Annotated in this window: 10 protein-coding genes; 7 read left to right on the forward strand and 3 right to left on the reverse strand. The window is 73.1% G+C overall.

The features are described 5' to 3' along the window. Positions 1-141: 141 nt before the first annotated feature. Both ACL03H_RS10050 and ACL03H_RS10055 read right to left on the reverse strand, forming a co-directional pair. Complete coding sequence (locus ACL03H_RS10050) at positions 142-1,836, reverse strand: AMP-dependent synthetase/ligase (RefSeq protein ID WP_412810875.1); 1,695 nt, start codon at positions 1,834-1,836, stop codon at positions 142-144. 378 nt (positions 1,837-2,214) lie between these two features. Beyond that, a complete protein-coding gene (locus tag ACL03H_RS10055) occupies positions 2,215-2,934 on the reverse strand; it encodes a MerR family transcriptional regulator (protein WP_412810876.1) in 720 nt (239 codons plus the stop codon). Between the two features lie 109 nt (positions 2,935-3,043). On the opposite strand from ACL03H_RS10055, the gene ACL03H_RS10060 reads away from it, so the two are divergent. Genes ACL03H_RS10060 through ACL03H_RS10070 form a run of 3 tightly spaced genes read left to right on the forward strand, consistent with a single transcriptional unit; the run spans position 3,044 to position 6,499 of the window. After that, on the forward strand, positions 3,044-4,186 hold the full coding sequence (locus ACL03H_RS10060) for a CaiB/BaiF CoA transferase family protein (RefSeq protein ID WP_412810877.1): 1,143 nt from the start codon (positions 3,044-3,046) through the stop codon (positions 4,184-4,186). A 4-nt stretch (positions 4,187-4,190) separates the two neighbouring features. Further along, positions 4,191-5,333 (forward strand): acyl-CoA dehydrogenase family protein, encoded by a 1,143-nt coding sequence (locus tag ACL03H_RS10065; RefSeq protein ID WP_412810878.1) that lies wholly within the window; start codon positions 4,191-4,193, stop codon positions 5,331-5,333. Between the two features lie 17 nt (positions 5,334-5,350). Beyond that, the gene (locus tag ACL03H_RS10070) at positions 5,351-6,499 is read left to right on the forward strand and encodes an alkaline phosphatase family protein (protein WP_412810879.1); all 1,149 of its coding nucleotides are present in this window, start codon (positions 5,351-5,353) and stop codon (positions 6,497-6,499) included. 27 nt (positions 6,500-6,526) lie between these two features. On the opposite strand, the gene ACL03H_RS10075 is transcribed toward ACL03H_RS10070, so the two are convergent. Further along, entirely contained in the window at positions 6,527-6,982 is a 456-nt protein-coding gene (locus tag ACL03H_RS10075; protein WP_412810880.1) for a YbaB/EbfC family nucleoid-associated protein, read from the reverse strand. Positions 6,983-7,234: 252 nt separating this feature from the next. Here ACL03H_RS10075 and ACL03H_RS10080 point away from each other — a divergent pair, with 252 nt between their 5' ends. The 4 genes from ACL03H_RS10080 to ACL03H_RS10095 all read left to right on the forward strand — a co-directional run bounded on the left by ACL03H_RS10080 (position 7,235) and on the right by ACL03H_RS10095 (position 13,037). Continuing rightward, entirely contained in the window at positions 7,235-8,722 is a 1,488-nt protein-coding gene (locus ACL03H_RS10080) for an FAD-linked oxidase C-terminal domain-containing protein (protein WP_412810881.1), read from the forward strand. Further along, positions 8,722-9,954: an FAD-binding oxidoreductase gene (locus tag ACL03H_RS10085; protein ID WP_412810882.1), complete on the forward strand. Its 1,233-nt coding sequence runs from the start codon at positions 8,722-8,724 to the stop codon at positions 9,952-9,954. The genes ACL03H_RS10080 and ACL03H_RS10085 overlap by 1 nt, the downstream gene beginning before the upstream one ends. Next, positions 9,951-11,249, forward strand: a complete 1,299-nt coding sequence (locus ACL03H_RS10090) for a (Fe-S)-binding protein (protein WP_412810883.1) — start codon at positions 9,951-9,953, stop codon at positions 11,247-11,249. The genes ACL03H_RS10085 and ACL03H_RS10090 overlap by 4 nt, the downstream gene beginning before the upstream one ends. A gap of 198 nt (positions 11,250-11,447) precedes the next feature. Continuing rightward, positions 11,448-13,037, forward strand: a complete 1,590-nt coding sequence (locus ACL03H_RS10095) for an L-lactate permease (RefSeq protein ID WP_412810884.1) — start codon at positions 11,448-11,450, stop codon at positions 13,035-13,037. Positions 13,038-13,229 lie beyond the last annotated feature (192 nt).

The raw sequence follows: 13,229 nt of genomic DNA on the forward strand, positions 1-13,229 counted from the left end.
AGTGTGCGGAGTGCTCGTCCCCGCAGCTCCACGACGGCCCGTACCCGCACCCGCACGACGAGGCGGACGGTGACAGGAAGGGAACCTTTCTGCCACCGGTGGCAGAAAGGTTCCCTTCCTCGCGGAAGTCGCGGCGTGGGGTCAGCGGTAGAGGGCGTCGAGGAGGTCGGCGTACTTGTCGTGGATCACCCGGCGCCGCAGCTTCAGGGCCGGGCTGAGCTCGCCGCCCTCCGCGCCCCACGGCCGGTCCAGCAGCCGGTGGGCGAGCACCTGCCCGGACGGGCCGAGCCCCGCGTTGGCCGCCGCCACCGCGCGCTCGACCTCCGCGAGCACCTCGGGGTGGCGGGCCAGCTCGTCGAGCCCGCCGCGTATCCCGCGAGCCCGCGCCCAGTCCGGCGCGGAGTCCTCGTCGAGCACGAGCAACGCCACCACGTGCGGACGTCCCTCCCCGAACGCGAGCGCGTGACCGATCAGGGGGTGGGCGCGCAGCGCGTTCTCCACGACGCTCGGCGCGACGCTCTCCCCGCCGGAGCTGATGATGAGCTCGCTCTTGCGATCGGTGATGGTGAGGTATCCGCCCGCCGCGGCCCCGACATCACCGGTGCGCAACCAGCCGTCGCGGTCGGTGGCCGGCCGGATCAGCCCGTCCTCCTGGAGATGTCCCGCGCAGACCTGCGGGCCGCGCACCAGCACCTCCCCGTCCTCGTCGGTGCTCAGCTCCATCCCGGGCAGGGCCTTCCCGACGGTTCCGAAGCGGACCGCCCCCGGGCTGTTCGCGGTGGCCCAGCCGCTCGACTCGGCGCAGCCCCAGGTCTCGAAGATCTCGAACCCCAACCCGGCGAACAGGTCCAGCACCTCGCGGCGGATCGGCGCCGCTCCGCTCGCGCCCCACGCGGTCCCGTCGAGCCCGAGCCCGCCGAGCACCTCCCGCTTCTCCGCCGGAGTGCGCGGGGTGGGCAGGGTGCGCGCGATCGCGGCCAGCCGCTCCCACATCCGAGGGACTCCGAAGAACAGGTGGGGGCGAACCCGGGGCAGCAACCGGATCGCCTCGCTGATGCCGTCGCAGAAGTGCACGTGCGCGACGTCGTGGAGCGCGGAGTAGAGGTTGGTGGCGCGTTCGGCCATGTGCGCCATCGGCAGGTAGCACAGCGAAGTCGTGTGCGGCGGCACGCCGGTCACCTGCTGCCGCGCGGCAGCGGCCGAGAGCACGTTGCGGTGAGTGAGCACCACCGCGCGCTGGCCGCCGAGCGCGTCGGGGGAGTAGTGCACGGTGGCGGCGGCGTCCGGCGTGACGTTCTCGGCGTGGCGGTGCACCACCGCCGGATCGCGATCGAGCTGCGCCCGCCCGCGCGCCCTCAGCTCCTCCCAGGTGCCGAATCGGTCGTCCTCCCCGGGGGCCGCGGACTCGTCGAGCACCACGACGTGACTGAGCGCCTCCGGCTCGCGCAGCGCCGCCGACCAGCGGCGAACCTGGTGGGCGTTGCTCAGCACCGCGATGTGCGCGCGGCTGTGCCGCGTCACCTCCCGGACCTCGCCGGAGCTCAGCGCCGGGTGCAGCGCGATGGGCACCGCCCCGAGGTGGGTGATGGCGACGTCGGCCAGCCACTGCTCGGCGCTGTTGGACATCATCAGCACCGCGGTCTGGCCGGGTCGCAGTCCCAGGTCGACGAACCCGGCGGCGAGCTCGTGCACGGCCTCGGCCGCTTCCCCCCAGGTCCAGGTGCGGCCGTCGGCGGTCAGCGCCGGGCGGTCGGGGTGTTCGGTGGCGTTGCGGGTGAACAAGTGCGGAATGGTCGCGGGCGGCGCCTGCACCGCAGTCTCCGCGGTTGTGCTCATTTTGTTCCTCCACTCGCACGGCCAGTGATGCCAGTCACTGTCGCTCCGGCGATGAAACCGCACGGGAGGTCGCTTTGGCCAGTGGGCGTGCGGGCGCCGTCCACCGGGACGGGCGAGCCCGCTCGCCCGGGGCCGCGCGGACGTTGATCCGGCGGCCCGGCCGCGCCGCCGGGGCACCCGCGCTCCTCGCCCGGCGCGATTCCTCGCTCGCACCGCCGGGCGCCCCGCCCCCGGCCGGGCACCGGAGGGCAGGTGACAGGAAGGGCGCTTTTCTGTCACCGGTGCGAGAAAGGTTCCCTTCCTCGCGGTGGGAGCGCGGGTGGCGGGAGGGGAACTTCCCCGTCACCGGTGACCGGAAGGTTCCCTTCCTCGCAGAAGTCAGACGTGGTCGCGGATGACGTCGTTGACGGCGTTCTGGAAACCGTTGACGAGGACCTGGATGGTGAGCGGCCGGAGCTGGTCGGTGGCGACCCGGACGTGTTCGCGCTCGTCCTCCGGGCGCCCCCGCTCCAGGTAGGGCCGCAGCACGTTGGCCGCGAACAGCTCGCGCAGCTCGACGGCGATCTGCGTGGTGTGCTGTTCGACGATGCCCTTGGCCTGCAGCAGCATGTCCAGCGGGAGCCCGAGGTCGAGAATCTGCAGCCCCACCCCGAGCATCGCGGTGTTCGGCAGCCGAACCCGGCTGAGGTCGTCGTCGAGCTCCTGGAGGATGCCGAGGGAGATGAGCCGGTGCACCAGGTCGTCGTCGAGCTGCCGCCCGGCGCGCTGGCTGAGCTCGTGGCGGGTGAGGTCCTCGCTCTGATCGCTGGTCCACGGCGCGAGCAGCGCTCGCTGCAGCGACAGGTCCTCGGGGGTGGCGTCCTCCGGGATCCGCTCCAGGTGGCGTTCGATCGCCGAGAGCGTGAATCCCAGCGCCTGCAACTCGCGGATGAGGTCGAGGCGCGCCAGGTGATCGCCGCCGTAGAGGCCGAGCCTGCCGCGCAGCCGGGGCGGCGGGAGCAGGCCGCGGGAGGCGTAGAACCGCACGGTGCGCACGGTTACTCCGGCGCGGGTGGCCAGTTCGTCGATGGTGAGCTCTTCGTCCCCGGTGCGGAGCATGGTCGGGAAGGATACTCCTTGACCGCTGTGACACCAACGATGTAACACTAATTGCGTCGCGACACGTTGTCGTGCGCGGCGACGAGCCGCTGGCAGGAGAGGTGCAGGCGTGACGGCAGAAGGCAACGGCGGCCCGCTGGCCGGAGTGCGAGTGGTGGAGCTGGCCGGCCTCGGCCCCGCTCCGTTCTGCGGGATGCTGCTGGCGGACCTGGGCGCGGACGTGATCCGCGTCGGCCGGCCCGGCCGCGGACCGGGTGAGCACGACCTGCTCGACCGGGGCAAGCGGGCGATCTCGGTGGACCTCAAGCACGAGGGCGGCGCGGCGGCGGTGCTGGCGCTGGTCGAGCGCGCGGACGTGCTCATCGAGGGTTTCCGTCCCGGCGTCGCGGAACGTCTCGGCGTCGGTCCCGAGCGGTGCTGGGAGGTCAACCCGAAGCTGGTGTTCGGCCGGATGACCGGGTGGGGCCAGGACGGCCCGCTGGCGGCCACCGCGGGCCACGACATCGGGTACATCGCGCTGACCGGGATGCTGCACGCCATCGGCCGCCGCGGCGGGCCCCCGCAGGTCCCGGCGAACCTGGTGGGCGACTTCGGCGGCGGCGCGATGTACCTGGCGGTGGGAGTGCTGGCCGCGCTGCTCCAGGCCCGCACCAGCGGGCGCGGGCAGGTCGTGGACGCGTCCATCGTGGACGGTGCGGCGCACCTGGGTTCGATGCTGTACGGCTTCGCCGCGGCCGGGAGCTGGAGCGATCGGCGGGGCACGAACCTGCTCGACACCGGAGCCCCCTACTACGACGTGTACGAGACCTCGGACGGCGAGCACGTGGCGGTGGGTGCGCTGGAACCGCAGTTCTACGCCGAACTGCTCGACCGCCTCGGCCTCGCCGGCACCGCGCCGGACCGCGACGACCCGGCCAACTGGCCCGCGCTGCGCGCGCTGCTCGCCGACACCTTCCGGCAGCGCACCCGCGCGGAGTGGACCGAGGTCTTCGACGGCAGCGACGCCTGCGTCGCCCCCGTGCTGTCCATGCGGGAAGCGAGCGAGCACCCGCACGTGCGAGCCCGCGGCACCCTGCCGAGCCCGGGCGGGGTGCTGCAGCCCGCGCCCGCCCCCCGGTTCTCCCGGACCCCGAACGCGCCCCCGCGCCCGATCCCCGCCCCGGGCACCGCCGTGCTGGCGGACTGGGACGTGCGGGGGGCGACCGAACTGCTGGCGTCCGGCGCCATCCACCAGGCCCGAGAGGAAGCGTGACCCCATGCGCAGGGAGCTGTTCGACGACGAGCACGAGGCGTTCCGCGAGACCGTGCGGGAGTTCATCGCCAGGGAACTCACCCCGCACCAGGAGGAGTGGGAGGCCGCGGGCGCGGTCAGCCGCGACGCCTGGCGAGCGGCCGGCGCGCAGGGCCTGCTGGGCATGGCCGTCGACGAGTCCTACGGCGGGGGCGGCGTCGACGACTTCCGGTTCAACGTCGTGTTCGACGAGGAGCTCGTCAGCGCCGGGGTCTACGGCTTCGGCGTGCCCGTGCACAACGACATCAACATCCCGTACCTGACGCGGCTGGCCACCGAGGAGCAGAAGCAGCGCTGGCTGCCCGGGTTCTGCACCGGGGAGATCATCACCGCGATCGCCATGACCGAACCCGGCGCGGGCAGCGACCTGCAAGGCATGCGCACCACCGCGGTCCGCGACGGCGACCACTACGTGCTCAACGGCCAGAAGACGTTCATCTCCAACGGCATCAACGCCGATCTGGTGATCGTCGCCGCCCGCACCGACGCGGAGGCGGGCGCGCACGGCGTCAGCCTGCTGGTCGTCGAGCGCGGCATGGACGGCTTCGAGCGCGGCCGCAACCTGGAGAAGATCGGCCAGAAGTCCCAGGACACCGCCGAGCTGTACTTCAACGACGTGCGGGTCCCGGTCGCCAACCTGCTCGGCGAGGAGGGCCAGGGCTTCATCTACCTGATGCAGAACCTCCCGCAGGAGCGGTTGTCCATCGCCGCCGGCGCCATCGCCGGAGCCGAGAAGATCCTGGAGATCACCAAGCAGTACTGCCGGGACCGCACCGCCTTCGGCCGCCCCATCGGCAAGTTCCAGCACACCCGCTTCGAGCTCGCCGAGATGGCGACCGAGGTGCAGATCGGCCGGGTGTTCGCCGACCGCTGCGTCGCCGACCACGTGCGCGGGGAGCTGAGCGCCGAGCACGCCGCGATGGCCAAGTGGTGGCTCACCGAGCTCAACAAGCGGGTCGTGGACCGCTGCCTGCAACTGCACGGCGGGTACGGGTACATGATGGAGTACCCCGTGGCGAAGGCCTACCTGGACGCCCGCGTGCAGACCATCTACGGCGGCACGACTGAGATCATGAAGGAGATCGTGGGGCGCTCGCTCGGGATCTGACGAGGAAGAGGTGCGGCATGGACTGGACGGTCACGCCCGGCGGAGATCGGACCCTGTCGGCCCTGCTGCCCTCGGCGCTCGGCGCGCTCGGCGTCGCGGGAGGGATCGACCGGATCGGCCTCCCGCGGTGCCGGGCCGTCGCCGTGCTGCTCCTCGACGGGCTCGGCTGGTCGCTGCTGCACGAGCACGCGGACGACGCCCCGTTCCTGGCCTCGCTGGCCACCGGCGCCCCGCTGCGCGCCGGGTTTCCCACCACCACCGCCACCAGCCTCACCTCGCTGGGAACCGGACTCGACTCCGGGGCGCACGGCATCGTCGGCTACTCCTTCGCCGACCCCGCCGTGGGCGTGCTGCACCCGCTCGCCTGGGCCGTGCGCGAAGCCCCCGGGCGGAACCGGAACGTGCTCGACGAGTTCCCGCCGGAGCTCGCGCAACCCGAACCGACCGCCCTGGAGCGCGCCGCCGAGGCCGGGGTGCGGGTGCGGACCGTGGTGCCCGCCGAGTTCCGCGGCACCGGACTGACCCGCGCCGCGCTGCGCGGCGGGGAGTTCCGCGGGGTGCGCACCCTCGGCGAGCTGGGCGCCGAAGTCCTCGACGCGCTCACCGGCGAAGGCCCCGCGCTCTGCTACGGCTACCACGGGCACCTCGACCAGCTCGGCCACGTGCACGGTCCCGGGTCGCCGTCCTGGCGGATCCAGCTCGCGCAGATCGACCGGCTCGTGGAGACCCTCGCGAACCGGCTGCCCGCCGGAGCCGCGCTGCTGGTCACCGCCGATCACGGCATGGTCGGGGTCGACCCCGCCGAGGCGCTCGACGTGGACACCACGCCCGAGCTGTCCGAGGGGGTGCGGATGCTCGCCGGCGAGGCCCGGGCCCGCCACGTCTACGTCGATCGCGGCGCGCGGGAGGACGTGCTCGCGGCCTGGAGCGCCGCCGTCGGCGAGCGCGGGCTGGTGCGCACCGGCGAGCAGGCCGCCGCCGACGGCTGGTTCGGGCCGGTGGTGACCGACCGGGCGCGGCGGCGCATCGGCGACGTCCTCGCCGTGATGCGGGACTCCGCGATCATCCGCGGCACCGCCGAGCCCGCCGAATCCGCACTCCGCGGCCAGCACGGCTCCCTCACGGAGGCGGAGCAGCTGGTCCCCCTGCTCGTCGCCCGGAACTGACGGGCCCGCGCGGGGGAGAGGCGGAACCTAGCGCAGGAAGGAATCGGGGGCGTGGTCGTCGTCCGGGTCGTCGCCGCGCGGGCGGCGGGACGCGGGGGGCGCCGGGGCCGGACGCTGCTCGGCACCCGGCTCGGCGGGCGGGGTCGCGCCGTGGGCCTGGTAGGCCGCGCGGAACTGGTCGGCGCGGTCGCCGAGCACCGGTTCCACGGTGGCGTTCATCGCCTCCGCGGCCTGCTGGGTCGCCTGCCGGATCGTCTGCATGATCGAGTTCTGCAGCTCGGAGTGGGAGCGCCGCATCGCCTCCGGGCTCAACCTCAGGTCGAGCACCGCGCCGGAGGGCGCGACGGTCGCCGACACGGCCCCGTCCTGGCTGCGCGCCTCACCGCGGACCGCCCCCATCTCGTCCTTGAGCCGCGCCGCGGCCGATGCCTGCTCCTCGAAGCGGGCCATCATCTCGCGGATGCGCTGCTGAGCAGTGGACATGCGAAGTCTCCCCCGATCTCGAACGTGTGCCGGAAGAGCCTAACCAGCTGGCGCCGGACGCCGGGACCGTTCGGCGGATCCGGGGGCGCGAGCCCGCTCGGCGGCTCCCAACGAGGCCGCGCGCGAGCAGAATGGGAGGAGTCGGAGCAGCGGTGCGTCCTCTTGTCTCCCAGTCGCCCCGCGCCTACAGTTCCCGTTGTTCGGAACATTAATTCCGAATGGTGAAATCCTCGATGTTGAGGAGGCGTGCCCATGCCCCCGGCCAGCACCCCGGCCGCCGAAGCCGACCTCACCGAACTCGCACGCGCCCTGCGCGCCGCGCTGCCCGCCGAATCGGTGATCACCGATCCGCAGCGGCTGCGCACCTACGAGTGCGACGGGCTCACCAGCCACCGCGTCGTGCCCGGCATCGTCGTGCTGCCCCGAACCGCGGAACAGGTGCGGCAGGTCGTCGCCGCCTGCGCCGCCCGCCGCGTCCCCTTCGTCGCCCGCGGCTCCGGAACCGGCCTGTCCGCCGGCGCCCTCCCGCACGCCGACGGCGTCCTCGTCGTCACCTCCGCGATGCGCCGCATCCTGGAAGTCGACATCGCCAACGAACGCGCCGTCGTCGAACCCGGCGTGATCAACCTCGACGTCACCGCGGCCGCCGCCCCGCACGGGTACTACTTCGCACCCGACCCCTCCAGCCAGCAGGTGTGCTCCGTCGGCGGCAACGTCGCCGAGAACTCCGGCGGCGCGCACTGCCTCAAGTACGGCTTCACCACCCACCACGTGCTCGCGCTGCAACTCGTGACCCCCGACGGCGAAGTCGTCGAACTCGGCGGGCCCGCGCGCGAAGCCCCCGGCTACGACCTCCTCGGCGCGTTCATCGGCAGCGAAGGCACCCTCGGCGTCGTCACCCGGATCACCGTGCGGCTGCTGCGCGCCCCCGAAGCGGTGCGGACCATGCTCGCCGGATTCCGCTCCACCGACGACGCGGGCGCCGCCGTCTCCGCCATCATCGGCGCCGGAGTCACCCCCGCCGCCGTCGAGATGATGGACGCGCTCGCCATCGAAGCCGCCGAACAGGCAGTGCGCTGCGGCTACCCCGAGGGCGCGGGAGCCGTGCTCGTCGTCGAGCTCGACGGACCCGCCGCCGAGGTCGACCACACCTTCACCCAGGTGCGGCGGCACTGCGAGGACCACGGCGCCTTCGAGATCCGCGTCGCCGTCGACGACCAGGAGCGCGCCACCATCTGGAAGGGCCGCAAGTCCGCCTTCGCCGCCGTCGGGCGGATCAGCCCCGACTACATCGTGCAGGACGGCGTCATCCCCCGGACCGCGCTGCCCGAAGTCCTCGGGCGCATCGCCCGCCTCTCCGCCGACTCCGGGGTGCGGGTCGCCAACGTCTTCCACGCCGGGGACGGCAACCTGCACCCGCTGGTGCTGTTCGACAGCGCCGAACCCGGCGCCGCCGAACGCGCTGAAGCCGTCTCCGGGGCCATCCTCGACCTGTGCATCGAGCACGGCGGCTCCATCACCGGCGAGCACGGCGTCGGCGCCGACAAGGTCAAGTACATGGGACGGATGTTCACCACCGACGACCTCGACACCATGCAGCTCCTGCGCTGCGCCTTCGACCCCGCCGGGATCTGCAACCCCGGCAAGGTCTTCCCGACGCCCCGGCTGTGCGGCGAAGTGCCCGGTCCCCGACGCGGCGTGCACCCGCTCACCGAGGCCGGATTGGCGGACGAGTTCTGATGCCCGCGACCGCCGCCGCCCTCGCCGCCGCAGTGGACGACCGCCTCCGCGCCGCCACCGCGGCCGACGACATCGCCGGGATCCGGCCCACCTGGGTCGCCGAAGCCGACAGCACCGACCAGGTGGCGGCACTGCTGCGCACCGCCGCCGCGCACGGCCTCACGACGCTGCCCCGCGGCTCCGGCGGCAAGCTCGACTGGGGCGCCCCGCCCGGCCCCGTGGACCTCGTCCTCGACCTGTCCCGGCACCGCGGCGTCGTCGAGCACGCGGCGGGCGACCTCGTGCTCACGGCCCGCGCGGGCACCCCGCTGCGCGACCTGCGCGAAGCGGTCGCGCGCGCGGGGCAGCAACTGGCCATCGACCCCCCGTTCCCCACCGCCACCGCGGGCGGCACCGTGGCCACCGCCACCTCCGGCCCCGGCCGGTACCACTTCGGCGGCGTGCGCGACCTGCTCATCGGCGTCACCGTCGTGCTCGCCGACGGAACCACCACCACCTCCGGCGGCACCGTCGTCAAGAACGTCGCGGGCTACGACCTCGGCAAGCTCTACACCGGCTCCTTCGGCACCCTCGGCGTCATCACCGAGGTCGTGTTCCGCCTGCACCCGCTCCCCGCCGAACGCCGCTGGATCACCGCCACCGCCGAGAGCACCGCCGACGCCGCCGCCCTCGTCGCCGCCCACCGGCGCAGCCGCGCCGCGCCCACCGCCCTCGAACTCGACCGCCCCGAACCGGGCGCGCCCCTCACCGTCAGCGTCCAGCTCGAAGGCAGTCCCGGCACCACCCACGACCGCGCCACCGAACTCGCCCGCAGCACCGGCGGCCAGGTCAGCGAACGAGCCCCCGCCTGGTGGGGGCAGGCGCCCGCCACCGGCACCCGGCTGCGCCTCGGCACCGAACCCGCCGCCCTGAGCGGCCTCCTCGACACCGCCGACCGCGCCGCCCGCGACACCGGCCTCCCGCTCGCCCTGCGCGGCTCCGCCGGGCTCGGCGTGCTGCACGCCTTCTTGCCGGAGCACGCCGAACCGGGCGCCGTGCGCGATCTCGTCACCGCGCTGCGCGCCCACCCCGGCTACACCGCCGTCGAACGCGCCGAACCCGCCGTGCACGGCCTCCTCGACCCGCAAGGGCCGCGCCCCGCGGTGCTGCACGCCCTCCACCGGCAGATCAAGGACCGCTTCGATCCCGAACACCGGCTCGCCCCCGGCCGCCTAGCGGGAGGAACACCATGACCGGATCGTTCAGCAGCCCCGACCCGGAACGGCGCGCCCTCGTCGACGACTGCGTGCACTGCGGGTTCTGCCTGCCCACCTGCCCCACCTACGACCTGTGGGGCGAGGAGATGGACTCCCCGCGCGGGCGAATCCAGCTGATGAAGGGCGGTCTCGAAGGCGAACCGCTCACCAGCACCGTCGTCGGCCACATGGACGCTTGCCTCGGCTGCATGGCCTGCGTCAGCGCCTGCCCCTCCGGGGTGCGGTACGGGCCGCTCATCAACGACACCCGCGCCCAGATCGAGCGTGAACACCCCCGCGCACTCGGGGAGCGGCTGCTGCGCACCGCGATCTTCACCGTCTTCCCGCACCCGCGCCGACTGCGCGCGCTGCGCGGCCCCCTCGCCCTCTACCAGCGGCTGCGCCTCGGCGCCCTGCTGCGCCGCACCGGGATCAGCGAGCGGCTGCCCTCACGGCTGCGCACCGCGGAATCGCTCGCGCCACCCATCACCCGCGCGCCCCGGCTCGGCCACCGCGTCCCCGCGCGAGGCCGGCGGCGCGCCACCGTCGGCCTGATCACCGGCTGCGTGCAGAGCGCGTTCTTCCCCGACGTCAACGCCGCCACCGCCCGCGTCCTCGCCGCCGAGGGCTGCGACGTCGTCATCCCGCCGAAACAAGGTTGCTGCGGCGCGCTCAGCGAGCACTCAGGACGCGAAGAGGAAGCCATCGCGTTCGCGCGGAACCTCCTCGACACCTTCGAGGACGCCCGCGTCGACCACGTCGTCATCAACTCCGCCGGGTGCGGGTCCACGCTCAAGGACTACCCGCGGCTGCTGCGGCACCACCCCCAGCACGCCGCGAAGGCCGAGCGATTCGCCGGGCAGGTCCGCGACATCGCCGAACTGCTCGCCGAACTCGGGCCCGTCGCCACCCGCCACCCGCTGCCCGTCACCGCCGCCTACCACGACGCCTGCCACCTCAGCCACGGTCAGGGCATCCGCGCCCAGCCGCGCGCGCTGCTGCGGGACATCCCCGGGCTCGACCTCCGCGAGATCAACCGGAGCGAGCTGTGCTGCGGCTCCGCCGGGATCTACAACCTGCTGCAACCCGACGCGGCCCGAGAGCTCGGCGACCGCAAGGCCGCCCACGTCAGCGAGACCGGGGCGCGGCTGCTCATCACCGCCAACCCTGGTTGCTCCATGCACATCCGGGCCGCTCTCGAACGCCGCGGAGACCACGTCGCCGCGGCCCACACCGTCCAGGTCCTCGACGCCTCGATCCGAGGAGCCCCGCCGACCACCCTGCTCACCTGACGCCGGGGTGAGAGGAAGGGAACCTTTCTGCCACCGGTGGCAGAAAGGTTCCCTTCCTCTCACCGGCCAACCGCGCGGAGCGGCCGGCGGTCAAGCCGCTGGACGCACCCCGGGACGGCTCCGGACGGCGCTACCGAGCTGCCCCGGCCGCGGTTATGGTCGCCGTCTCACGGTGGCCTCCGCCCCGAAGGAGTGGTCGTGTACCAACAGGTCCTGGCCCCGCTGTTCGGATCGCTCGGTTGGAGCGCCCTGGCCGCCTCGCTGCCGCTGCTCGTGCTGTTCGCCCTGCTCGGACTCGTGCGGATGACGGCGTGGAAGGCCTCGCTCATCGCACTGGCCGTGGCGCTCGCGGTCGCGATGGTCATCTACCCGATGCCCGCGGACCAGGCGTTGCTCTCAGCCGCGCTCGGTGCCGCGTTCGGGTTCTTCCCGATCCTGTGGATCGTCATCAACGCCATCTGGATCTACCAGATGACCGTGATCACCGGGCACTTCGACGTGCTTCAGCGCAGCTTCTCCCGGATCAGCGGGGACCGGCGCATCCAGGCCGTCATCATCGCGTTCTGCTTCGGGGCGCTGCTCGAAGCGCTGGCGGGCTTCGGCACGCCCGTCGCGATCACCACCGTCATGCTGCTCGCACTCGGGATCAGCCCGATGACCTCCGCGGTCGTCGCCCTGGTCGCCAACACCGCGCCCGTCGCCTACGGCGCGCTGGCCTCCCCGCTGGTCACCCTCGCCAGCGTCACCGAACTGCCGCTCGCCGAGCTCGGCGCCCTGACCGGCAGGCAGACCCCGGTACTCGCGGTGTTCGTACCGGTCGTCCTGGTCGGCATCATCGACGGGATGCGCGGCGTGCGGGAGACGCTGCCCGCCACCCTCACCTGCGGGATCACCTTCGCCGTGGCGCAGTTCGTCGCGGCCAACCACGTGTCGGTTCCGCTGACCGACATCATCGCCGCGCTCGTGGCGGCCGGAGCGACCGTCCTGCTGCTGCGCGTGTGGTCGCCATCCGGTGCCGAGCCACCCACCACCGCGAACCCGGACGGCCGCACCCAGGTGCTGCGCGCCCACGCCCCCTACCTGATCATCATCGCGGTGTTCGTCGCCGCCCAGCTCGGCCCCGTCGCCGACCTGCTCGACGCCACCACGGTCACCTTCGGTTGGCCCGGGCTCGACGTCCGGGATGCCGGCGGGGAGATGCTTTCGATCACGGAGTTCAAGTTCAACTGGCTGTCGGGAGCCGGATCGCTGCTGCTCATCGCCGGCCTGCTTACCATCCCCGCGATCGGGATCGGAGGTCGTGCCGCGCTCGGCCGCTACGGCGCCACCTACCGGCAGCTCGCCTGGCCGATCGTCACCGTGATGACAGTGCTCGCGATCGCCTACGTCATGAACACCTCGGGGCAGACCGCGACGCTCGGGACCTGGATGGCCGCGGCCGGTGGGCTGTTCGCGTTCCTCTCGCCGATCCTCGGCTGGCTCGGCGTCGCCGTCACCGGATCGGACACCTCGTCGAACTCGCTGTTCGGAGCACTGCAGGTCACCGCAGCAGAACACGCCGGGATGGACCCGATGCTGGCCGCCGCCGCGAACGGCTCCGGCGGCGTGCTCGGCAAGATGATCTCCCCGCAGAACCTGGCGATCGCCGCCGGAGCCGTCGGCATGGCGGGGCGGGAGGGCGACCTGTTCCGCCGTGTCCTGCCCTTCAGCCTCGGCTTCCTGCTGATCATGTGTTTGCTGGTGTTCCTCCAGTCGACACCGGTGCTGGCCTGGATGACCCAGCTGTGAGGGGGAGCCCCTCTGCCACCACCCGCCCCACCCCGGGCGACCCCTCCGCCCCGTCGCGGACGCCGCGAGAAAGGGAACCTTTCTGTCACCGTTGGCAGAAAAGCGCCCTTCCTCGCTGTCGCGGGGATTGACTGTGACAGTGGTGGTGTCACACTCTGGATGGAGCATCAGGCCGCAACGAGGAGGCACGCC

This window comes from Saccharopolyspora antibiotica, from assembly GCF_047200635.1.
Lineage (GTDB): Bacteria > Actinomycetota > Actinomycetes > Mycobacteriales > Pseudonocardiaceae > Saccharopolyspora_C.